Genomic DNA, 22714 nt, shown 5'->3' on the forward strand with positions numbered 1-22714 from the left:
TTATGTGAGTAAGAATAGGGCAGCTTGTGTTGATCCCGAGAATAATGACGAAAATATTGTGAATAACTTAGATCTTATTCACTGGATCGTCGATCATTTGCTGGCGATCTTGGTTATCAACAGGTAAAATTGCCAATCTTTTTCGATCATTAACTTTGAGTGGGGGCACCGTGTCATCTTCGCTTTGGTTGCAATGTATGCAGCAGCTTCAAGAAGAGCTACCAGCTACAGAATTCAGTATGTGGGTACGTCCGTTACAAGCGGAGCTCAATGACAATACTCTCACTTTGTTCGCACCTAACCGTTTTGTTATGGATTGGGTTCGCGACCGCTACCTCAACAGCATTAATCGTTTGTTGCAGGAATACTGTGGTAACGATATTCCGAGTTTACGTTTTGAAGTGGGGAGCCGTCCTGTCTCTGCCCCTAAGCCTGCGCCGAAGCGCACGCCCGCTGATGTTGCGGCAGAGTCTTCGGCACCTGCTCAGCTTCAAGCGCGTAAGCCTGTGCATAAAACTTGGGATGATGATGAGCAGCAGGTGGCGGAAATCAACCACCGCTCAAATGTCAACATCAAGCACAAGTTCAACAACTTCGTTGAAGGTAAATCCAACCAACTCGGTTTAGCGGCCGCTCGTCAGGTTGCTGACAATCCAGGCGCAGCATACAACCCCTTATTCTTATATGGCGGTACGGGTCTAGGTAAAACGCATTTGTTGCACGCGGTGGGCAATGCGATTGTGGATAACAAGCCGAATGCTAAAGTGGTCTACATGCACTCTGAACGATTCGTTCAGGATATGGTAAAAGCGCTGCAAAACAACGCGATTGAAGAGTTTAAACGTTACTACCGCAGTGTTGACGCTTTGCTGATCGATGACATCCAATTCTTTGCCAATAAAGAGCGCTCTCAGGAAGAATTCTTCCATACCTTCAATGCGCTTTTAGAAGGCAATCAACAGATCATTTTAACCTCAGACCGCTATCCAAAAGAGATCAGTGGCGTAGAGGATCGCTTAAAATCCCGCTTTGGTTGGGGGTTAACTGTGGCGATCGAACCGCCTGAGTTGGAAACCCGTGTCGCGATCTTGATGAAAAAAGCCGAAGATCACCAAATCCACCTTGCCGATGAAGTGGCGTTTTTTATCGCCAAGCGACTGCGCTCGAATGTTCGTGAGCTGGAAGGCGCGTTGAACCGCGTGATTGCCAATGCCAACTTTACTGGTCGCCCAATTACTATCGACTTTGTCCGTGAAGCTCTGCGCGACTTGCTGGCTCTGCAAGAAAAGTTGGTGACGATCGATAATATTCAAAAGACGGTGGCGGAATACTACAAGATTAAAGTTGCCGATTTGCTGTCTAAGCGCCGCTCGCGCTCGGTTGCGCGTCCGCGTCAGCTAGCGATGGCGTTAGCTAAAGAGCTGACCAACCACAGCTTGCCTGAAATTGGTGATGCTTTTGGTGGTCGAGACCATACTACTGTTCTTCATGCTTGTCGTAAGATTGAACAATTGCGCGAAGAGAGCCATGACATCAAGGAAGATTATTCTAACCTGATTCGTACCCTTTCTTCATAAATCACAGTATTCTAAGCATTAAATAGAATAATACCGTATTAAGCTAAACGAATTCTGATAAGAGCGTACTATGAAATTTTCCATTGAACGTAACCACTTACTTAAACCGCTGCAGCAAGTGTCTGGCGCATTAGGTGGTCGTCCAACTCTTCCTATTCTGGGCAACCTGTTACTGAAAGTTGAAGACAATATGCTGTCAATGACGGCAACAGATCTGGAAGTCGAGCTTATCAGCCGTGTCGCTTTAGAAGGCGACTTTGAAGCGGGCAGTGTGACGGTTCCCTCGCGTAAATTTTTAGATATCTGCCGTGGATTACCTGACGATTCGGTCATTACCTTTGTTCTTGAAGGCGATCGTGTTCAAGTTCGTTCTGGACGTAGTCGGTTCTCACTCTCGACCTTACCTGCTAACGATTTCCCGAACATTGAAGATTGGCAGAGTGAAGTCGAAGTTTCACTAACGCAAGGTGAGTTGCGCGGATTGATTGAGAAAACTCAATTCTCGATGGCCAATCAGGATGTACGTTACTACCTCAACGGTATGTTGTTTGAAATTGATGGTACGACACTGCGCAGTGTTGCCACTGATGGACACCGTATGGCCGTCTCTCAGGCTCAACTTGGGTCGGAGTTTGCTCAGCAGCAAATCATTGTGCCACGTAAAGGGGTGTTGGAGTTGGTTAAGTTGTTGGATGCGCCTGAGCAACCGGTGACATTACAAATAGGCAGCTCAAACGTGCGTGCAGAAGTAAACAACTTTGTCTTCACCTCTAAACTGGTGGATGGCCGTTTCCCGGATTATCGCCGTGTGATGCCGCAATCAACGACCAAAACGCTTGAAGCGGAATGTGAAGAGCTGCGTCAGGCGTTCTCGCGTGCTGCTATCTTGTCGAATGAAAAATTCCGTGGGGTACGCGTCAACTTAGCGGATACTGAAATGCGTATTACCGCCAATAACCCGGAGCAGGAAGAAGCGGAAGAGATGCTGGATGTGAGCTTTGAGGGTGAGCCGATTGAGATTGGTTTTAACGTCAGCTATGTACTGGATGTGCTCAACACGCTTCGCTGTAACAAAGTTCGTATCTCTATGTCGGATGCCAATGCCAGCGCTATGATCGAAAATGTCGATGACGACAGCGCGATGTACGTGGTGATGCCAATTCGACTCTAGCATGCCGCTTTCTCGTCTTATCATTAAGCAATTTAGAAACATTGAAGCCTGTGACATTAACCTGTCTGCAGGCTTTAACTTTCTTATTGGGCCCAATGGTAGTGGTAAAACCAGTGTTCTGGAAGCCATCTATTTGCTGGGGCATGGTCGCTCGTTTAAAAGCTCTTTGACTGGTCGTGTTATTCAAAATGGCTGTGATGAGCTGTTTGTCCACGGTCGTTTTTTGAACTCGGATCAATTTGAGCTACCAATTGGCATTAATAAGCAGCGTGATGGCTCAACAGAGGTTAAAATAGGCGGTCAGTCCGGACAAAAACTGGCTCAATTGGCGCAGGTTCTGCCACTGCAATTGATTCATCCGGAAGGGTTTGATTTACTGACGGACGGCCCAAAGCATCGTCGGGCATTTATCGACTGGGGCGTGTTTCACACCGAGTCTGCTTTCTATGATGCTTGGGGGCGGTTTAAGCGTCTGAACAAGCAGCGCAACGCGTTGTTAAAAACAGCCACCAGCTATCGTGAGCTGTCGTATTGGGATCAGGAGATGGCAAGGTTGGCTGAACACATCAGCCAGTGGCGAGCCACATATGTCGTGCAGATGACCGAGAAAGCCAAGGAAATCTGTCAGACATTTCTCCCCGAATTTGATATCCAGCTGAAGTACTACCGAGGCTGGGACAAAGAGACCCCTTATCAAGACATTCTTGAGAAGAATTTTGAACGGGATCAGGCTCTGGGGTACACCTTTAGTGGCCCAAATAAGGCAGATTTAAAAATCAAAGTAAATGGTACACCTGTTGAGGATGTGTTGTCTCGTGGCCAACTTAAATTGATGGTCTGTGCCTTGCGAGTTGCACAGGGACAGCACTTGACCAAAGTAACAGGTAAGCAGTGTATTTACTTAATTGATGACTTTGCATCGGAATTAGATAGCCAACGTCGTGAGCGTCTTGCAGATTGCTTAAAAGAGACGAGGGCACAAGTTTTTGTAAGTTCTATTACGCAAAGCCAAATTGCTGATATGGCAGATGAAAATGGTAAGATGTTCCATGTGGAACATGGCACAATAGAGCAAAATATATAGTGGAAGATAACTCATGTCTGAAAATTACGATTCATCGAGTATTAAAGTACTAAAAGGTCTGGACGCGGTACGTAAGCGTCCTGGTATGTACATCGGCGACACGGATGATGGTACCGGTCTGCACCACATGGTTTTCGAGGTGGTGGATAACTCAATTGATGAAGCGTTAGCGGGTCACTGTAAAGACATCGTTGTGACTATTCATGAGGACAGTTCAGTATCCGTTCGCGATGACGGTCGTGGTATCCCGACCGAAATGCACCCAGAAGAGAACGTATCAGCAGCCGAAGTGATCATGACGGTACTGCATGCTGGTGGTAAGTTTGATGATAACTCTTACAAGGTATCAGGCGGTCTGCATGGTGTTGGTGTATCGGTAGTCAACGCATTATCCAAACAAGTGACTCTGACCATTCACCGCGGTGGCCAAATCCATACGCAAACCTATCATCATGGTGAACCGCAAGCGCCACTTGCTGTTATTGGTGAAACGGACAAAACAGGAACAGAGATTCGTTTCTGGCCTAGTGAAGAAACCTTCTCAAACACAGAATTCCATTACGACATTCTGGCTAAGCGTCTACGTGAGCTTTCTTTCCTAAACTCGGGTGTGTCTATCAAGTTGCGCGATGAGCGTGAAGAAGACAAACAAGATCACTTCATGTACGAAGGTGGTATTCAGGCGTTTGTTGATCACTTAAACACTAACAAGACGCCGATTATTGAGAAAGTATTCCACTTCAACGCTGAACGTGAAGATGGTATTGCCGTCGAAGTGGCTATGCAGTGGAACGATGGCTACCAAGAAAACATCTACTGTTTCACTAACAACATCCCTCAGCGTGATGGTGGTACTCACCTAGCAGGTTTCCGTGCGGCGTTAACACGTACACTGAACTCGTTCATGGACAAAGAAGGCTTCTCGAAAAAAGCAAAAACCGCCACTTCAGGTGATGATGCGCGTGAAGGTCTAACTGCAGTTATTTCTGTCAAGGTGCCAGATCCTAAATTCTCAAGCCAAACCAAAGACAAACTGGTTTCTTCTGAAGTGAAATCTGCGGTTGAATCTGCAATGGGTGAAAAACTGTCTGAGTTTTTAATCGAACACCCAGCAGAAGCGAAAACGGTTTGTACTAAAATCATTGATGCTGCGCGTGCTCGTGATGCCGCACGTAAAGCGCGTGAGATGACGCGTCGTAAAGGCGCGCTAGATCTAGCAGGCCTGCCAGGTAAACTGGCTGACTGTCAGGAAAAAGATCCTGCGCTCTCTGAACTGTACATAGTGGAGGGTGACTCGGCAGGCGGCTCCGCAAAACAAGGCCGTAACCGTAAGAACCAAGCGATTCTTCCACTGAAAGGTAAAATCCTCAACGTAGAGAAAGCACGCTTCGATAAGATGTTGTCTTCGCAAGAAGTAGCGACACTTATCACCGCACTTGGTTGTGGTATCGGCCGTGACGAGTACAATCCAGATAAATTACGCTACCACAACATCATCATCATGACCGATGCCGATGTCGATGGTTCACATATTCGTACGTTACTGTTGACCTTCTTCTACCGTCAAATGCCTGAGCTGATCGAGCGTGGCTACGTATACATCGCTCAGCCGCCACTTTACAAAGTGAAGAAAGGCAAACAAGAGCAGTACATCAAAGATGAAGATGCAATGAACCAATACCAAGTGTCCTTAGCACTTGATAACGCATCTTTGCACGTAAATGCAGAAGCGCCAGCGCTAGCAGGTGAAGCGTTAGAAAAGTTGGTTCAGCAGTATAATGCGGGCATTAAGCTGGTGGATCGCATGAGTCGTCGTTATCCGCGTGCGCTAGTGCATGAACTCATCTATACGCCTCGCCTAACAGCAGAGCAGTGCCACGATGCGGCAGCAGTAGAAGCGTGGACTAAGCAGCTTGTTGAGCAGTTAAACGCAAAAGAAGTGGGCGCAAGTCAGTACAGCTTTGAAGTTGAACAGCATGCAGAGCTTGGTTTAAACCTACCAAAGATTGTCGTACGCACTCATGGTGTGACGCATGAGTATGCACTAAGTATTGATCTGATTAATTCGAAAGAATATGGCAAACTGGCCGATCTATCTGAAGCGCTTAATGGTCTTCTCGAGGAAGGTGCTTATATCAAGCGTGGTGAACGCACTCAACCAGTAACAAGCTTTGTTGATGCGCTTGAGTGGCTTATCAAAGAGTCTCGTCGTGGTCTTAGCTTACAGCGCTACAAAGGTCTGGGAGAGATGAACCCTGAGCAGCTTTGGGAAACCACAATGGACCCAGAAACGCGCCGTATGATGCAGGTAACGATTGAAGATGCCGTTGGTGCAGACCAACTGTTTACGACATTAATGGGTGACCAAGTAGAACCTCGTCGTAACTTTATCGAAGAGAATGCATTGAAAGTAGCTAACCTAGACGTTTAATCACTACGATGCGTCGTTATTTCGCATGATTTCTGCGTTCGGCGTACTCACATACACTTGTATGCTGCGTGCGTTTCACTTGAACTAATGCGAACTAACTTAGCCTCGAAGCAATTAAATTGATAGCTTCATTGTATTTAAAGCACTGCCTATTGGTGGTGCTTTTTTATGCCTGTAAGGTATTGAAAAATATTGGTTTTGCGAAATAATTGAAAATAATCCCTTGAAACTAATTTGAGCTATCCACATATCTAATTGTGAAGAGGGACGCTGTCTTGCTCAAGAGAGAAGAAACAAACCTCACTAACCGCTGATAAGGTATCGCTCAGGAGAGGATGATCTTAGAGGCACACCATTGAACTTGATTCGACACTAGCTCCCAGAGTTAATAAAACCCGAGGAGTAGTGGATGAATCCCTTAGTCGGCAAGGTTCGAATACAAAATCGAACCGCGCAAACTCACGACTAAGACTATTGCTTACTATGAGGATAGCATTATGAGAACTGTAGATTTCACTCCACTTTACCGCAACGCAATCGGCTTCGATCGTCTATTCAACATGATGGAAGCGAATACATCGAAAAATTCTTCTGGCGGTTACCCTCCTTACAACATCGAGCAAAAAGATGAGAATCACTACCGTATTACCATGGCGGTGGCAGGTTTCGCTGAAGAACAGCTCGATCTGACTCAAAAAGAGAACATGCTGATCGTTAAGGGTGAACGTAAAACAGAAGAAGAGAAGCAATACGTGTATCAAGGTATCGCAGAGCGCGATTTCGAGCGTAAATTCCAGCTAGCAGATTATGTAAAAGTTATCGGTGCAAGCATGGAAAATGGTCTGCTACACATTGACCTAGAACGCGAAATCCCAGAAGCGATGCAACCACGCAAAATTTCCATTAATGGGAGTAAACTGTTAGAAGGCTAAAATATCTATCGCTCCGATGAGCGTATGTGTTGAAAGTTAGAGTGAAAGAGCACCATCTAGGTGCTCTTTTTTGATCTAACCGAAGCCGTTAACTTAGGCTTCTTGATAAGCTTTTTTGACTTCTTCAGCAATAATATTGATACCTTTCTGCATCATTTCGTCTTCTTGAACGTAGTTCATGCGCAGGCACTGGTGTGCGTGCTCCCAGTCATCTTCCTGACCAATAAAGAAGTACTCGCCTGGCACGATTAACACGCCGCGTGCTTTCAGTCTTTGGTATAACTCCATAGTGGTGATTGGCAGCTCATCAAACCAAAGCCATAAGAAGATAGCCCCTTCTGGTTTGTGAATGCGAAAACGTGAGTCAGTGATGGCGGTTTGCAGCAGTTCGACCGCTCGCTGAGATTTTTGCTTATAAAACGGCTTGATAACATTGGTGCTGAGATTCAGTAGGTCATCATTCTTAATCATATGATGACCCAACGCAGGACCAAGGCTTCCTGGAGCCAAGCTGATGATGCCGTTCATATTGGTCATAGCCTGAGTCACTTCTTCACTGGCAATCACAATCCCGCAGCGTACACCCGGAAGGCCGAGTTTAGACAGGCTCATACATAGGATGGTGTTTTCGTTCCAGAATGGCTGAACATCTTCAAAGATGATATTCGGGAATGGCAGACCATAGGCATTGTCGATGATAAGTGGAATGTTGTTTTCACGCGCCAGTTTATCCAGCTTATGGATCTCTTCATCAGTGAGCACGTTGCCGGTAGGGTTGGTTGGGCGTGATGCACAAATGGCGGCAACCGAGTCATCGACTTTGAGCTGTTCGAAGTCGACATGGTATTTAAACAGGCCATTGTCGAGCATTTCAATTTCTGGGTGGTAGGAGACAAAAATATCTTCATCAACGCCTGCATCGCCGTAGCCAATGTATTCAGGCGCTAAAGGCAGCAAGATTTTCTTATGCGAGCCATCTGGCTGCTTACCCGCCAGCAGGTTGAACAGATAAAAGAAGCCGCTCTGACTGCCGTTGGTCAAGCTGATGTTTTTTTCTGATATGTTCCAACCATAAGTGTCTTTTAATAACTTAGCCAGAGCTTTTACAAACGCGTCTTTGCCTTGCGGGCCATCATAGTTGGCCATGGCGGCTACGAGGTCCCCGTTGGCGAGCATCTCCTCACTGGCTTGGCGAAAGTATTCAAGCATGGCTGGAATAGCGGCTGGGTTACCACCTCCGAGCATGATCGCACCTGGCGTGCGCAGGCCGTCGTTTAAGTCATCCATTAAACGCGTGATACCGGAATACTGATTGAATTTTTCACCAAACTTAGAGAATTGCATTTGTAGTTATACCTAATTCATTGTGATTGCTTTAAGTGTAATAGTTACTAGTCGAAGCTAGTAATTCCAAGACTCACCTTGAGCGTAGTGGTCTATGGATAATCGGGTAATCCCTGAACATACCTTAATGTGATTACGAGGCAAAGCACAAAATTCCGTCACTGATAAAAACAAAGCCCAACTCCGAGGAGTTGGGCTTCGTAGAACCTATATTGTTCGAGATATTACTTCTGTAGAAGTGAAATATCCGCGATCTGTAGGAATAGGTTACGCAGGTTGTTCAGTAGCGTTAGACGGTTCTTTTTCAATGCTTCGTCATCTGCCATTACCATGACGTTGTCGAAGAATGAATCGACTGGCTCACGCAGGTCTGCAAGCTTGCTTAGCGCTTGTTGGTAGTTACCTGTTGCGAACGCTGGCTCTAGCGCTTCTGTCATTACTTCAACGCTTTCTGCCAGTGCTTTCTCTGCGTCTTCTTGTAGAAGCGATAGATCGATGTCTGCTGCTAGCTCACCATCGAACTTGGCTAGGATGTTGCCTACACGTTTGTTCGCCGCAGCAAGTGCTTCTGCCGCTTCCAGTTCACGGAAGTGAGAAACCGCTTTAACACGTTGGTCAAAGTCAGCTGGCTTAGTTGGACGATTCGCCAGTACCGCTTGGATGATATCCACGCTGAAACCTGCATCTTGGTACCATGCGCGGAAACGACCTAGCATAAAGTCGATAACGTCAGCTTCTACGTTGTCGTTGGTCAAACGGTCACCAAACAGAGATTTTGCCTTAGCAATCAAATCTGTTAGGTCTAGGTTGTAGCCGTTTTCTACGATGATACGCAGCACACCTAGTGATGCACGGCGAAGTGCGAATGGGTCAGAACCCTTAGGCGCTTGGCCAATACCGAAGATGCCGACGATCGTATCTAGCTTGTCAGCCATTGCTACCGCAGATGAGATGCCAGTGCTTGGCAGTTCGTCACCGGCGAAACGAGGCATGTACTGCTCGTAAAGTGCCAGTGCAACTTGCTCGTCTTCACCATCATGAGTCGCATAGTGCATGCCCATTACACCTTGAGTATCGGTAAATTCGAATACCATAGATGTCATTAGGTCACACTTAGCCAGTAGGCCTGCGCGCTTAGATTTCTCAACGTCAGCGTCGATTTGCTCAGCGATGTAGCCAGCAAGCTCTGTGATACGGTCTGTCTTGTCTTTGATAGTACCAAGCTGCTTCTGGAAGATCGCTTGCTCTAGTTCAGGCAGGCGGTCGATAAGAGGACGCTTACGGTCAGTGTTAAAGAAGAACTCTGCATCCGCTAGACGTGGACGTACTACCTTCTCGTTACCTTCGATAACATAACGAGGTTCTTTCGATTCGATGTTAGAAACAAAGATGAAGTTTGGTAGTAGCTTCTTGTTTGCGTCACCGTTCTCGTGTGAATAGACGGGGAAGTACTTTTGGTCACCTTTCATGGTGTAAACCAGCGCTTCAGAAGGCACCTTTAGGAACTCTTCTTCGAACTTCGCCGTCAGTACCACTGGCCATTCAACCAAAGAAGTCACTTCTTCAACTAGGTCATCTTCGAGATCAGCAACACCACCAACGGCAGCCGCTGCTTTTTGTGAATCTGCAAGGATGATGGCTTTACGCGCTTCGTAATCTGCCATCACTTTACCGCGCTCTTCTAGGATCGCTGGGTATTGCTCTGCAGATTCAATCGTGAATTCTTGCTCACCCATGAAGCGGTGACCACGGATAGTGCGATCTGATGCTACGCCTAGGATTTCACCTTCGATAAGGTCAGAGCCCATTAGCATAGTGAGTGTTTTAACTGGGCGGATAAACTGAGTTGTCTTGTTACCCCAGCGCATTGGCTTAGCGATAGGCAGGTTACCCAGTGCTTTAGCTGCTAGGTCGACAACGATTTCAGACGTTGCTTGGCCTTTCACTTCCTGTTTGAAAAGAAGCCATTCGCCTTTGTCTGTGACGAGACGGTCAGCTTGCTCAACAGTGATGCCGTTACCACGCGCCCAACCTTGAGCCGCTTTCGTTGCGTTACCGTCAGCATCGAATGCGACAGAAACTGCAGGGCCACGCTTTTCAACCACTTTGTCCGCTTGGCCTTCAGCCAATGCAGCAACTTTAAGTGCTAGACGACGAGGAGCGGCGTACCATTTCACGCCTTCGTGTGCTAGGTCTGCACCTTTAAGTTCCGCTTCGAAGTTAGCTGCGAACGCTTCCGCTAGAGTGCGAAGTTGCGTTGGTGGTAGCTCTTCCGTACCCAGTTCAATTAGAAATTCTTTTGCCATGATTACTTCTCCTCGCCTTCTTTCTTACACATTGGGAAGCCAAGAGCTTCACGTGATGCGTAGTACGCTTCTGCAACCGATTTAGTCAGGTTGCGGATACGAAGGATGTAACGCTGGCGTTCTGTTACCGAGATAGCTTTGCGTGCATCAAGAATGTTGAATGCATGACCCGCTTTAAGAATGCGCTCGTAAGCTGGAAGCGGCAGTGGCTTCTCAAGCTCAAGTAGCTCTTTGGTTTCTTTTTCACATTGGTCGAAGAAAGTGAATAGGAAATCGACGTCTGCGTGCTCGAAGTTGTACGTTGACTGTTCCACTTCGTTCTGGTGGAAAATGTCACCATAAGTGACTTTGCTGCCGTCTGGGGCGATGTTCCATACGAGATCGTAAACCGAGTCTACTTCTTGGATGTACATAGCGAGACGTTCGATACCGTAAGTGATTTCACCGGTTACTGGTTTACACTCAAGGCCACCAACCTGCTGGAAGTACGTAAACTGAGTCACTTCCATGCCGTTTAGCCACACTTCCCAGCCTAGGCCCCATGCGCCTAATGTTGGGTTTTCCCAGTTATCTTCGACGAAACGAATGTCGTGAACCAGAGGATCGACACCAAGTACTTCTAGAGAACCTAGGTACAGCTCCTGAATATTGTCTGGCGATGGTTTTAGCGCTACTTGGAATTGGTAGTAGTGCTGAAGACGGTTAGGGTTTTCACCGTAACGGCCATCGGTCGGACGACGTGAAGGTTGTACGTAAGCTGTAGACATTGGCTCTGGGCCAAGCGCTCGTAGACAAGTCATTGGGTGAGAGGTACCCGCACCCACTTCCATATCTAGCGGTTGAACAATGGTACAACCATTTTGAGCCCAATAATCCTGCAGCGCGAGGATCATTCCCTGGAAGGTTTTGATATCGTATTTTTGCATAAGTCAGGTTCGCGCGATTCTTCTGTTGCTGTTATTGATCAAATCTTCGCCGTAGTCATGGCGATTTCTATCACTTTCAGCACATTAATATAATGAAAATAACAATCAAGTATACCCAGATATTGCGTAGGGGAGTAGGGCTAATCTTGATTAATTCCTAGTCAGAATTCTCCTTTAATGGATTTTTAATGGCTTATTCGTCCAAATTTTCCTAAAAGGAAGTTTTTGACCACTTTGTTACTTGAGAAATGACATAGAGCTGGATAGAATTGCGTCCATCTTTGGGGAGTAGCTTACCAACACAATCAGCCTGATTGTTTGGTTCGTTCGTCAACATAATTGGTGCACAATCACCATGGCGCTCGAAACTCATCGCCTGATGGGTTTAGCAAGACCTTAGATAAACATCGTGAACCGGGGTGGGGCACGAGGTTTGTCTTAGGTTTAAAATAATTATCCCTGCCTCAATGAGCATGTCGTGAGCGTTTTAGCTATTTCAATTACCACTGTCGCTTTAGCCGAAATTGGTGACAAAACCCAGCTATTGTCTTTACTGTTGGCCAGTCGTTATCGAAAACCGATACCGATTATCGCCGCCATTTTCTTCGCTACTATTGCCAATCACGCCCTTGCGGCTTGGTTAGGCGTGGTTGTGGCCGACTATTTATCACCAGAGGTGCTTAAGTGGGTCGTGGTGGCAAGTTTTCTCGCTATGGCGGGTTGGGTGCTAATCCCAGATAAGTTGGATGATGACGATGAAATTTCCAACCGAGGACCGTTTGTTGCCAGCTTCATCGCGTTCTTTATCGCTGAAATTGGTGACAAAACTCAGATTGCTACCTCTATCTTAGGGGCTCAGTTTGCCGACGCGCTGACGTTGGTGATTATAGGTACTACGTTGGGTATGCTGGCAGCCAATGTTCCCGTGGTTTTGATTGGTAAATTGTCGGCTGATAAAATGCCGCTCAACCTGATTCGTAAGCTGACCGCTCTGCTATTTATCGCTCTAGCGGTAGGTGCAGCATTCTTGTAGAAATGTCGCTAAAGTGTGGTAAAAATCGGATATCTGGTGGAGAAATGCGATAGATCAAACTCTGTGCTAAATTCGTGTAAGGGCGTGATCGTTGACATATTAGTGTCGTACTTGTCATGCTAACTTAACGGTGTGAATGATGTTACTCAAGGTCAGAAGAATTCTGTTTTTTCTTCAAACACCTAGAGTATAGCGAGAGGGCAACATTATGCTTACACGTTATATGGGGATGACCCCAAAAAGTCAGAGTTATCTATTCACTTTCGGCTTGGTACTGTGTTTACTGGCAATGGTACTGACCGACATGTGGCTACCGATTGTTGCAGGTTCATTTGTGTTGACCGCATTGACGGTTGAGGCCTGGATTCGAGTCGCGCACATTATCCCCATGCATGAAGAAATGCGGGCAATGCGAAAACAGCTGAGAAAATTACAATCTGAAGTCCACACCATTGAATATGACGAATAAACAAACGGCTGCTCCAGGCAGCCGTTTTTCATTTCAATGAGTTTAGCGTTAACGCTAATCCATTCCTTTCTTGATCAGATACTGATAAGGCAGTTCTTCAGTTTGAGCCGCAATTAGCTGGTGATCCATAAAGCGGCAGAAGCTCGGAATGTCACGTGTGGTGGATGGATCATCGGCTTTTACCAGCAGAATCTCACCCTCTTGCATGTTACGGATTGTCTTCCTGACCATCATCACGGGCTCTGGGCAGCGCAGTCCTTCTGCCTCTAAAGTTTGGGTCGCCTGTTCTGAATTGATTGTCATGGTCATATCTTTGGTTACCTCAATAGGGGGTAGATAATACTGGTGAAGAAAAAATATTCAATAACCCCTTGGCAAAGCGATCAAATTGTTTTAACTTAGTTAACAAGTTGGTAACATTTAAAACAAGGAGCGCTGATGTTGACAGCTTTAGATCGTCTAACCATCTATTCCGTGCTGTGCTTTATTTCTTTTTGCGCACTTGTTTTACGTACACCAGCAGAATCGTCGTTTATGCCTTTGCTCGGCATGGTTGCGACGGTTGTAGGGATTTGGCTCGAGATGCATCGCTGGCCGAGCGCATCTGAAGAGCAAGAAAATTGATGGTTGAACTTCCAACAACCATTCTCAATTGTAACTACGCTCAATTACATTCCGACACTATCCCCATTTTTCTTGGGCTTCCCCGCTGAAAGGCGGGATTTTTTTTATCTAAAGAGTACAATTCAATAAATATACCCTTCATTTTAAGTGGCTATTTGTGGAATTAGAAGACATCTATCGCCGTGATCTGAATTTGCTGGTGGCGTTGCGGGTTTTAATCGAAGAGTGCAGCGTGAGTAAAGCAGCACATCGGCTTAATCTTAGCCAGTCTGCGATGAGCCGAGTGTTAGGTCGGCTGCGTGATATGCTGGGTGACCCCTTGTTTACACGTCAGGGGCAGCATCTGATTCCAACCGAAAAAGCGCTCGAGGTCGACAAAGCACTGGGAGAGCCGTTGGAGTCGCTGCGTCAGGTGTTGTCTCCGATTCAAACTGAACCGCAAAGCTTTGAGAACACCTTCAATATCGCCACCACTGACTATGCGATGCAGACTATTCTGCCCTTTGCTTTGCCGCGTATTTATCAGGAAGCGCCTAATGTGTCGATTAACTTTCTGCCTCTGCAACATGACCGATTAGCTGATCAGTTGACGTATGAGGGAGCGGATTTAGCCATATGCCGACCCATTGGCCCAGTAGATCCACTACGCAGTGAAATTCTTGGGCGTGTAGGGGTTTTATGCCTTTTATCTAAACAGCACCCGTTGGCCAACATATCACTCAGTTTAAAGGATTACCTTACCTATCCACATGCGATGATCGCCATCAGTGATGGCGTCAAAACGTTAATTGAGCAGGCTCTGGTCGATCAGCCAAAACGAAAAATGGTGCTGCGGGCTTATCATCTGGAAGCGGCATTGGCCATTGTGGATACCATGCCGCTGATTATTACGGTGCCAGCGGATTTAGCTTATCTGGTTGCAGAGCGTTACGACTTGGCGGTTAAACCTTTGCCGTTCCAATTCACGCCGTTTGATTATTCGATGATCTGGCATGCACGTTGCGAGCACTCACCGGCACAGGAATGGCTGCGATCTGTGGTGAGAGAAGAGTGTAGCCGTTTGATTGCCAAACGTATCGCAGATATGGGATTGGATTAACACGATTTCGATCGATACAAAAAGAGCCAGCAATGCTGGCTCTTTTACTTTGAATCGTAGAATTACAGCTTAATCACAACGCGACCTGTTACTTGACCGTTAGTGATGTCTTCTGCGTACTTTGGTGCATCGGCAAGAGCTACTTCAGTACAGGCTTGCTCAAAGTAGCTGTCAGGTAGTAGTTCAACCAGCTTTTCCCAAGCGGCGATACGCTTCTCTGTTGGGCACATCACTGAGTCTACGCCTTGCAAGCGAACATTACGCAGAATAAAAGGCATCACGGTTGTTGGTAGGTCAAAGCCACCAGCCAAACCACATGCAGCTACTGCGCTGTTGTAATCCATTTGCGCCAGTACTTTAGCCAGTACTTTGCTGCCCACGGTATCAACGGCGCCAGCCCAAACTTGTTTTTCCAGTGGGCGTGCGGGTTCTTCAAACTCGACACGATCAATGATGCGACTTGCGCCTAGCTTTTCTAGGAGAGGACCATTTTGTTCAATGCGGCCAGTCACTGCTGCTACTTTGTAGCCGAGCGTTGCCAATAGCGTTACCGCTACTGAACCCACACCACCACTGGCGCCTGTGACCAGAATTTCACCTGACTCAGGTTTGACACCAGCGTCGATAAGCGCTTGAACACACAGCATGGCAGTAAAGCCAGCGGTGCCAACCATCATGGCCTTTTTGCTGTCGATCCCTTTTGGCAGTGGTACCAACCAGTCTGCTTTTAGGCGCGCACGTTGAGCCATACCACCCCAGTGATTCTCACCCACACCCCAGCCAGTTAATACGACTTTATCGCCGACTTGGTAACGTTCATCATCTGAGTGAGCAACGGTGCCTGCCATATCGATGCCCGGTACCATAGGGAAGTTGCGGATGATCTTACCTTTGCCAGTGATCGCCAGACCATCTTTGTAGTTGAGTGATGAGTAATCGACATCGATCAGTACGTCGCCTTGTGGTAACTGTGCTTCGTCGATTTGTTCTACAGAGGCGATGGTGCGTTTTTCTTCTTGGTTTAGAATCAGTGCGTTAAACATAGATGGTCTCCACTACGCGGTAGCAAACATTTAAAAACTGATATTGAGTGTAGACTGAAAGTCACTATGACTAAAATGAAACTTTAGCATTATATACATGCATACAGTGCATTGTGGGAGGTCGTATTGGGCAGCAAAGAAAAAGCCAGTCATGTGACTGGCCTTTTGATGATTAAGAAAGGAAAAACTGATATGACGGGTTGTTGGTTTCGTCTTTGCATTGATAGCCCAGCTCTCGCAAATGGGCGGAAAAGCGCGATAAGTCGGCTTCATCCAGTTCAAAACCACACAGTACTCGACCATAGTCGGCACCATGGTTGCGATAGTTGAACAGACTGATGTTCCAATGTGTACCTAATGTGCTGAGGAATTTCAGCAATGCACCTGGGTACTCTGGGAATTCAAAGCTGTATAGGCGTTCTTTAAGCTGCTTCGATGGTTTACCACCAATCATGTAACGAATGTGCAGTTTGGCCATTTCGTCGTCTGACAAGTCGACCACAGGGTAACCACCTTCACGCAGATCGTGAATGATGTGTTCCAGCTCTTCCTGCCCACCTTGTAGACGGACACCAACAAAAATGTTGGCCAAATCGTCATCGTTGTAGCGGTAGTTGAACTCAGTGACCGCTCGGCCACCAATCAGGTTACAGAACTCAAAGAAAGCGCCTTGGCGTTCTGGAATCGTGACTGCCAGCAGGCCTTCACGTTTTTCACCCAGTTCACAACGCTCAGAGACGTAGCGCAGACCGTGGAAGTTCGTGTTTGCACCCGATAGAACAGTACCTAGGTTGCTGTTCTTAAGCTCGTTTTGCTCAGCGTACTTCTTCAAACCAGCTAATGCTAGCGCGCCAGAAGGCTCTGCGATAGCACGCGTATCTTCAAAGATGTCTTTGACTGCGGCGCAAATCTCATCGCTGGAAACGGTAATGTGCCCATCAAGGTATTTTTGACACAGGCGGAAGGTTTCTTCACCGATGCGTTTTACCGCGACGCCATCAGCAAACATGCTGACCTGATCGAGAACGACGGGCTCACCAGCATCTAAAGCGGCTTTAAGACACGCTGAATCTTCAGGCTCAACTGCAATGACTTTGATTTCTGGCATCAGCTGTTTGACCAGCACTGCCACACCTGCCGCTAAACCTCCGCCACCAACTGGGACGAAGATATGATCGAGATGGCCATTCTGTTGCAGCATCTCCATACCAATAGTGCCTTGGCCCGCGATCACTAATGGGTGATCAAAAGGAGGCACAAACGTATAGCCATGCTGTTCAGATAAACGCTCTGCTTCGGCTTTGGCTTCATCAAAGTTATTGCCGTGCAGTACCACGTGACCGCCAAAACCACGAACCGCTTCGACTTTAATGTCAGGTGTGGTTTTTGGCATCACAATTGTGGTTTTGATACCAAGCTTAGTACCAGAAAGCGCCATGCCTTGGGCATGATTACCCGCTGAGGCTGCAATCACGCCAGCTGCTTTTTGCGCTTCAGACAAACTGGCAACCATATTGTAGGCACCACGTAGTTTGAATGAATGAACAGGTTGGCGATCTTCGCGCTTGATTTGCACCTTGTTGCCAATTCGTTCACTCAGGCGTGGCATCTCCTGCAGAGGCGTCACCGTTGCGGCTTCATAAACCGGGGCTCTTAAGATATGGCGCAGATAGTCTGCGCCAGTCTGTAGAGCTTTCCCTGAAAAGAGAGAATCAGACATAAGCTAGTCCTCTAGCTTAGATTTGTCTCGTACCGCCCCTTTGTCAGCACTGGTTGCCATACTTGCATACGCTTTGAGTGCAAAAGAAACTTCGCGTTGACGATCGACAGGTTTCCAGCCTAGTTCGTCTTGTTTTACACGGCGCTCAGCAAGTTCCTGCTCTGAGACTTCTAGAGAAATAGAACGGTTTGGAATATCAATCGCGATCATATCGCCCTGTTTCACCAGACCAATCGCGCCACCATTCGCCGCTTCAGGTGAAGCGTGACCAATGGACAGGCCAGACGTACCGCCAGAGAAGCGACCATCCGTCAGCAGAGCACACTCTTTACCAAGCCCCATTGATTTCAGGTAAGTGGTTGGGTAAAGCATTTCCTGCATACCCGGGCCCCCTTTAGGACCTTCATAGCGGATTACTACTACATCGCCTGCTTTGACTTTGCCGCCTAAGATGCCTTCAACCGCGTCTTCCTGGCTTTCAAACACTACAGCAGGACCAGTGAATTTATGAATGCTCTCATCAACGCCAGCTGTTTTCACAATACAGCCATCAAGAGCGATGTTGCCTGACAGAACAGCTAGGCCACCTTCTTGAGAGAACGCGTGATCGATTGAACGGATACAACCATCAGCGCGGTCATAATCAAGACGATCCCAACGACAATCTTGTGAGAAAGCTTTGGTAGTACGAATGCCTGCAGGGCCTGCGCGGAAGAACTTCAATACATCTGCATCTTCCGTTTGGATGATGTCGTATTGTGCTAGCTGCTCTTTCATTGAAAGGCCGAGTACGGTGCGCGCATCATTGTGAAGCAAACCTGCGCGGTCTAGCTCACCGAGGATAGCCATAACACCACCCGCGCGGTGTACGTCTTCCATGTGATATTTCTGAGTAGATGGCGCCACTTTACATAGGTGAGGCACTTTGCGAGATAAGCGATCGATATCTTCCATATTGAAGTCAATCTCACCTTCTTGCGCAGCAGCGAGCAGGTGAAGAATAGTATTAGTTGAGCCGCCCATCGCGATATCAAGCGCCATTGCGTTTTCGAATGCATCAAAAGTGGCGATATTGCGCGGTAGCGCCGATTCGTCATCTTGCTCGTAGTAACGGCGTGTCAGTTCAACGATACGTTTACCCGCGTTGATAAATAGTTCTTCGCGGTCTGCGTGTGTCGCTAGCATTGAACCGTTACCTGGCTGAGAAAGACCAAGCGCTTCAGTCAGGCAGTTCATTGAGTTCGCTGTGAACATACCTGAACATGAACCACATGTTGGACACGCACTGCGTTCGATCTGTTCACTTTGCTCATCTGAAACTTTCGGGTCTGCACCTTGGATCATCGCATCAACCAAGTCTAGCTTGATGATTTGGTCAGAAAGCTTAGTTTTACCCGCTTCCATTGGACCGCCAGATACAAAGATTACTGGGATGTTAAGGCGCATTGACGCCATCAGCATTCCCGGAGTGATTTTGTCACAGTTGGAGATACATACCATGGCATCAGCACAGTGAGCATTCACCATGTACTCTACTGAGTCAGCGATAAGCTCACGAGATGGCAGTGAATAAAGCATGCCACCGTGACCCATTGCGATACCATCATCGACCGCGATGGTGTTGAATTCTTTGGCGATACCGCCTGCTTTTTCGATTTCACCGGCGACCAGTTGGCCCATATCTTTAAGGTGAACGTGGCCCGGTACAAACTGAGTGAATGAGTTCACGACTGCGATGATTGGCTTACCAAAATCTTCATCTTTTACGCCAGTTGCACGCCACAGTGCACGAGCACCCGCCATGTTACGACCGTGAGTGGTGGTTGCTGATCTGTATTTAGGCATCTTACTACTTCCTTTATTTTGCCGCGTCTGCTGGGTAAACGTAATCTAACCAGCCCCACTTATCTTCAGTGGTGCCGTTGAATAGTCCAAAGTAAGCTTCTTGCAGCTCTTTGGTGATAGGGCCGCGTTTACCGCTGCCTACGTCAATTTTATCTATGGTTGCAACAGGAACGACCTCTGCTGCAGTACCTGTCATAAATACTTCGTCTGCCAGGTAAAGTGCTTCACGAGCAATATTTGCTTCGCGTACTTGGTAACCTTTGTCACGAGCGATAGTCATGATCGAATCACGAGTGATGCCCGGAAGGATGGCGCTAGTTGCTGGTGGCGTGGTGATTACTCCATCTTTAATCACAAAGATGTTCTCACCTGCGCCTTCAGACAAATAACCATCAACACTTAATGCAATACCTTCATCGTAGCCATGACGACGTGCTTCACCGCCAACCAGCAATGAAGATAGGTAGTTACCGCCAGCTTTCGCTGCGGTTGGAATGGTGTTTGGCGCTGCACGGTTCCAGCTGGAAATCATTGCATCGACCCCTTTCTCCAAGGCTTCTTCACCTAGGTAAGAGCCCCATGGGAAAGCGGCGATGATCAGATCCATTTCGGTGCCCTGCGGTGGACATACACCGAGGCCAACATTGCCGACAAAACCTAGCGGACGAATATAAGCGCTATCGAGTTTGTTCTCGCGCAGTGTTTCGCGCGTCGCTTCCATGATTTCATCCACAGAGTAAGGGATAGGGAAACGGTAGATTTTGGCGGAATCTTTGAGTCTTTTTGCATGCTCACGGTGGCGGAAGATAATTGGTCCTTTAGGCGTGTTGTAGCAGCGCACACCTTCAAACACTGAAGTACCGTAGTGCATCGCATGAGTCAGTACATGAACATTCGCTTCTTCCCAAGGTACTAGCTTGCCATTAAACCAAATGTAATCTGCTGTTTTAGTAGCCATTGTTGCCTTCCTTTATGCACAAATTTTTTGTTGTAGGTTGTTATTCGGTAGTTCGTCGCGGGCGATTTGTGTTACCTCAACCGTGCGCACATCCCAGAGCTTTTCAATCTGATTGGTCAGGAAGGAGATTGGACGATCGCTGTCGACAATGATCTCTACACTGGCAATTTTACTCTCATGGTTTTGCGTGCCTGCAACTTGCTTAACAATGAAACCACGGTGGCGAACCACACGAAGAACACGCTCTAGCAGTACAGGTTTGTCGTCTGCTTTAATATCGATTAGATATCTTTCCATCTTAAGTGTTCTCCAGCATGTCATTGTTAGAAGCACCAGGCGGTACCAGTGGCCACACGTTTTCTTCTTCGTCGATCAGTACGTGAAGTAAGTAAGAAGTCTTACTCTCCAGCATTTCCTGAATCGCCGGCTCGACTTCTTCTTTTCTTGTGATCGTTTTTCCAGGGATATCAAACGCCTTCGCTAGGGTGACGAAATCCGGGTTGTCATCCAAAATAGTTTCACTGTGGCGGCCATCGAAGAACAGTGACTGCCATTGACGTACCATACCTAAGCGCTGGTTATTCAATAGAACGATTTTTACCGGAATTTGGCGACGCTTTAGTGTGCCCAGTTCCTGAATGTTCATCATGAAAGAACCGTCACCTGTAATAAGGATAGACTGATCATCTGGGCGTGCGACTGCAGCCCCCATCGCGGCAGGAAGACCAAAGCCCATAGTGCCGAGACCAGCCGAGGTTATGAAGTTTTGTGGATCACGTGGTTGGATATGCTGTGCGGCCCACATCTGGTGCTGTCCGACATCGGTTGAAACCATTGAGCTGTCAGGCATCATATCAGACAGTTGCTTCAGTAAGCCTGGGGCGAAAATCAGATCACCCGGGTGATCATAACGCCACTTAAAACCGCTGCGTAGGCTTTCACTGTGTTTGACCCAAGGTGTGATGTCTTGTGTTAGTTCTAACTGAGGAAGAAGGGTATTGATATCACCGCGCAGTGGTGCATGGGCGTGACGCAGCTTGTTGATCTCAGCGGCATCGATATCGATATGGATAACGCGCGCATGTGGAGCGAACGTTTCCAGTTTGCCTGTTACTCGGTCATCAAATCGTGCGCCGACCGCAATCAGTAGGTCACATTCCTGAACGACTAAGTTTGCGGCTTTAGTGCCGTGCATGCCCAGCATGCCAAGATAATGTGGATCATGACGCTCAATAGTGCCTAAGCCTTTCAAGGTGCTGACCGAAGGCATTGGATTGAGACGCAGGAATTGACGGACAGTATCAGTGGCTTTACCCAGTTGCACGCCACCGCCAACATAGAATACCGGGCGGGTACTCTGTGAAAGAAGCTCCTGAGCGGCAGAAACGGCTTCTGCTTGGGGAACAGGAGTAGCTGGTGGTGTGAAAGGCGGTAAAATATGAGTGGGGGATTGTGCGAGCTGAACATCTTTAGCGATATCAACAATCACTGGGCCAGGGCGACCCGTTTTAGCGACTTCAAACGCTTCGGCTAATGTTGGGGCCAGGTCTTCAATTTCTGTTACTAGGTAGCTGTGCTTGGTACAGGATAGTGACATTCCTATCACGTCCATTTCCTGAAAAGCGTCTGTTCCGATGTGGGAACTGGCGACCTGGCCTGTGATTGCCACCATTGGGATCGAATCCATAAACGCATCGGCCAAACCGGTTACTAGGTTAGTGGCACCGGGACCGGATGTCGCCATACAGACTGCGACATCTTGAGTCGCACGTGCCATACCGATAGCGGCCATGGCTGCGCCTTGTTCGTGACGGCAGAGAATGTGTTCGACGCCACCGTCATATAGGGCGTCATAAATTGGCATGATAGCACCGCCCGGATAGCCGAATACGGTTTTAATGCCCTGTTGCTTTAATGCGGCTACGACTAATTCAGCACCTGTCATCGTAAGCCTCCTTGGCTACCTAAGTAGCAATGTTGTGTTGTGCACGTCATGTGCGCTCCCATTCTTCCTGCCCGCTCGCGGCTGAGCTTTTTATTTTGTGTCTACCTGACTTTTGTCAGTGTTTATTCTTTCGCTGATTCTCAGCGTTTAAGTTGAAAAAAACCCCCGGACTTCTCAGTGCGGGGGTTTTTTTGAATTTGGTGTTTA

General features: G+C 47.5%; 19 protein-coding genes. 9 read left to right on the forward strand and 10 right to left on the reverse strand.

Features of this window, described 5'->3' with window-relative positions; translation table 11 throughout:
* Positions 1-170 precede the first annotated feature (170 nt).
* The 5 genes from dnaA (at position 171) to CTT30_RS00025 (ending at position 7195) form a co-directional block, all read left to right on the forward strand.
* Positions 171-1577, forward strand: a complete 1407-nt coding sequence (gene dnaA, locus CTT30_RS00005) for a chromosomal replication initiator protein DnaA (protein ID WP_029235934.1) — start codon at positions 171-173, stop codon at positions 1575-1577.
* A gap of 70 nt (positions 1578-1647) precedes the next feature.
* On the forward strand, positions 1648-2748 hold the full coding sequence (dnaN, locus tag CTT30_RS00010; RefSeq protein WP_252035611.1) for a DNA polymerase III subunit beta: 1101 nt from the start codon (positions 1648-1650) through the stop codon (positions 2746-2748).
* 1 nt (position 2749) lies between these two features.
* Positions 2750-3832 carry a DNA replication/repair protein RecF gene (recF, locus tag CTT30_RS00015; protein ID WP_252035612.1) on the forward strand — a complete coding sequence of 361 codons (1083 nt, stop codon included), beginning with the start codon at positions 2750-2752 and terminating at the stop codon, positions 3830-3832.
* Between the two features lie 13 nt (positions 3833-3845).
* Positions 3846-6263: a DNA topoisomerase (ATP-hydrolyzing) subunit B gene (gene gyrB, locus CTT30_RS00020; protein WP_239876662.1), complete on the forward strand. Its 2418-nt coding sequence runs from the start codon at positions 3846-3848 to the stop codon at positions 6261-6263.
* A 497-nt stretch (positions 6264-6760) separates the two neighbouring features.
* Entirely contained in the window at positions 6761-7195 is a 435-nt protein-coding gene (locus CTT30_RS00025; protein WP_252035613.1) for an Hsp20 family protein, read from the forward strand.
* A 93-nt stretch (positions 7196-7288) separates the two neighbouring features.
* Here the strand turns inward: CTT30_RS00025 and CTT30_RS00030 are convergent, their stop codons facing one another.
* From CTT30_RS00030 to glyQ, 3 genes are all read right to left on the reverse strand, one after another.
* A complete protein-coding gene (locus CTT30_RS00030; protein ID WP_252035614.1) occupies positions 7289-8539 on the reverse strand; it encodes a valine--pyruvate transaminase in 1251 nt (416 codons plus the stop codon).
* 224 nt (positions 8540-8763) lie between these two features.
* Positions 8764-10845 (reverse strand): glycine--tRNA ligase subunit beta, encoded by a 2082-nt coding sequence (gene glyS, locus CTT30_RS00035; RefSeq protein WP_252035615.1) that lies wholly within the window; start codon positions 10843-10845, stop codon positions 8764-8766.
* A 2-nt stretch (positions 10846-10847) separates the two neighbouring features.
* Positions 10848-11771, reverse strand: a complete 924-nt coding sequence (glyQ, locus tag CTT30_RS00040; RefSeq protein ID WP_006957480.1) for a glycine--tRNA ligase subunit alpha — start codon at positions 11769-11771, stop codon at positions 10848-10850.
* A 478-nt stretch (positions 11772-12249) separates the two neighbouring features.
* Between glyQ and CTT30_RS00045 the strand changes: the two genes are divergently transcribed.
* Complete coding sequence (locus CTT30_RS00045) at positions 12250-12804, forward strand: TMEM165/GDT1 family protein (protein WP_045973963.1); 555 nt, start codon at positions 12250-12252, stop codon at positions 12802-12804.
* Positions 12805-13012: 208 nt separating this feature from the next.
* Positions 13013-13273: a hypothetical protein gene (locus CTT30_RS00050; RefSeq protein WP_045973962.1), complete on the forward strand. Its 261-nt coding sequence runs from the start codon at positions 13013-13015 to the stop codon at positions 13271-13273.
* A gap of 54 nt (positions 13274-13327) precedes the next feature.
* On the opposite strand, the gene tusA is transcribed toward CTT30_RS00050, so the two are convergent.
* Positions 13328-13576: a sulfurtransferase TusA gene (gene tusA / locus CTT30_RS00055; protein ID WP_038514221.1), complete on the reverse strand. Its 249-nt coding sequence runs from the start codon at positions 13574-13576 to the stop codon at positions 13328-13330.
* 135 nt (positions 13577-13711) lie between these two features.
* On the opposite strand from tusA, the gene CTT30_RS00060 reads away from it, so the two are divergent.
* Positions 13712-13897 carry a hypothetical protein gene (locus CTT30_RS00060; RefSeq protein WP_006957487.1) on the forward strand — a complete coding sequence of 62 codons (186 nt, stop codon included), beginning with the start codon at positions 13712-13714 and terminating at the stop codon, positions 13895-13897.
* 157 nt (positions 13898-14054) lie between these two features.
* Positions 14055-14996: a LysR family transcriptional regulator gene (locus CTT30_RS00065; protein ID WP_252035616.1), complete on the forward strand. Its 942-nt coding sequence runs from the start codon at positions 14055-14057 to the stop codon at positions 14994-14996.
* Between the two features lie 62 nt (positions 14997-15058).
* Here the strand turns inward: CTT30_RS00065 and acuI are convergent, their stop codons facing one another.
* From acuI to ilvG, 6 genes are all read right to left on the reverse strand, one after another.
* The gene (gene acuI, locus CTT30_RS00070) at positions 15059-16039 is read right to left on the reverse strand and encodes an acrylyl-CoA reductase (NADPH) (protein WP_095562062.1); all 981 of its coding nucleotides are present in this window, start codon (positions 16037-16039) and stop codon (positions 15059-15061) included.
* 172 nt (positions 16040-16211) lie between these two features.
* Positions 16212-17759, reverse strand: a complete 1548-nt coding sequence (gene ilvA, locus CTT30_RS00075) for a threonine ammonia-lyase, biosynthetic (protein ID WP_252035618.1) — start codon at positions 17757-17759, stop codon at positions 16212-16214.
* A 3-nt stretch (positions 17760-17762) separates the two neighbouring features.
* A complete protein-coding gene (ilvD, locus tag CTT30_RS00080) occupies positions 17763-19604 on the reverse strand; it encodes a dihydroxy-acid dehydratase (protein WP_252035619.1) in 1842 nt (613 codons plus the stop codon).
* Positions 19605-19617: 13 nt separating this feature from the next.
* Positions 19618-20562 carry a branched-chain-amino-acid transaminase gene (ilvE, locus tag CTT30_RS00085; RefSeq protein ID WP_239838825.1) on the reverse strand — a complete coding sequence of 315 codons (945 nt, stop codon included), beginning with the start codon at positions 20560-20562 and terminating at the stop codon, positions 19618-19620.
* Between the two features lie 12 nt (positions 20563-20574).
* Positions 20575-20859, reverse strand: a complete 285-nt coding sequence (gene ilvM / locus CTT30_RS00090; protein ID WP_008075516.1) for an acetolactate synthase 2 small subunit — start codon at positions 20857-20859, stop codon at positions 20575-20577.
* Position 20860: 1 nt separating this feature from the next.
* Entirely contained in the window at positions 20861-22507 is a 1647-nt protein-coding gene (ilvG, locus tag CTT30_RS00095; protein WP_252035621.1) for an acetolactate synthase 2 catalytic subunit, read from the reverse strand.
* Between the last annotated feature and the right edge of the window lie 207 nt (positions 22508-22714).

Source organism: Vibrio coralliilyticus, from assembly GCF_024449095.1.
GTDB lineage: Bacteria > Pseudomonadota > Gammaproteobacteria > Enterobacterales > Vibrionaceae > Vibrio > Vibrio coralliilyticus_A.

Bases quoted from the DNA above. Each gene is read 5' to 3' on its own strand.
- dnaN (WP_252035611.1), top strand. From the start codon at position 1,648: ATGAAATTTTCCATTGAACGTAACCACTTACTTAAACCGCTGCAGCAA.
- recF (WP_252035612.1), top strand. From the start codon at position 2,750: ATGCCGCTTTCTCGTCTTATCATTAAGCAATTTAGAAACATTGAAGCC.
- gyrB (WP_239876662.1), top strand. From the start codon at position 3,846: ATGTCTGAAAATTACGATTCATCGAGTATTAAAGTACTAAAAGGTCTG.
- CTT30_RS00025 (WP_252035613.1), top strand. From the start codon at position 6,761: ATGAGAACTGTAGATTTCACTCCACTTTACCGCAACGCAATCGGCTTC.
- CTT30_RS00030 (WP_252035614.1), bottom strand. From the start codon at position 8,539: ATGCAATTCTCTAAGTTTGGTGAAAAATTCAATCAGTATTCCGGTATC.
- glyS (WP_252035615.1), bottom strand. From the start codon at position 10,845: ATGGCAAAAGAATTTCTAATTGAACTGGGTACGGAAGAGCTACCACCA.
- glyQ (WP_006957480.1), bottom strand. From the start codon at position 11,771: ATGCAAAAATACGATATCAAAACCTTCCAGGGAATGATCCTCGCGCTG.
- CTT30_RS00050 (WP_045973962.1), top strand. From the start codon at position 13,013: ATGCTTACACGTTATATGGGGATGACCCCAAAAAGTCAGAGTTATCTA.
- tusA (WP_038514221.1), bottom strand. From the start codon at position 13,576: ATGACAATCAATTCAGAACAGGCGACCCAAACTTTAGAGGCAGAAGGA.
- CTT30_RS00060 (WP_006957487.1), top strand. From the start codon at position 13,712: ATGTTGACAGCTTTAGATCGTCTAACCATCTATTCCGTGCTGTGCTTT.
- acuI (WP_095562062.1), bottom strand. From the start codon at position 16,039: ATGTTTAACGCACTGATTCTAAACCAAGAAGAAAAACGCACCATCGCC.
- ilvA (WP_252035618.1), bottom strand. From the start codon at position 17,759: ATGTCTGATTCTCTCTTTTCAGGGAAAGCTCTACAGACTGGCGCAGAC.
- ilvD (WP_252035619.1), bottom strand. From the start codon at position 19,604: ATGCCTAAATACAGATCAGCAACCACCACTCACGGTCGTAACATGGCG.
- ilvE (WP_239838825.1), bottom strand. From the start codon at position 20,562: ATGGCTACTAAAACAGCAGATTACATTTGGTTTAATGGCAAGCTAGTA.
- ilvM (WP_008075516.1), bottom strand. From the start codon at position 20,859: ATGGAAAGATATCTAATCGATATTAAAGCAGACGACAAACCTGTACTG.
- ilvG (WP_252035621.1), bottom strand. From the start codon at position 22,507: ATGACAGGTGCTGAATTAGTCGTAGCCGCATTAAAGCAACAGGGCATT.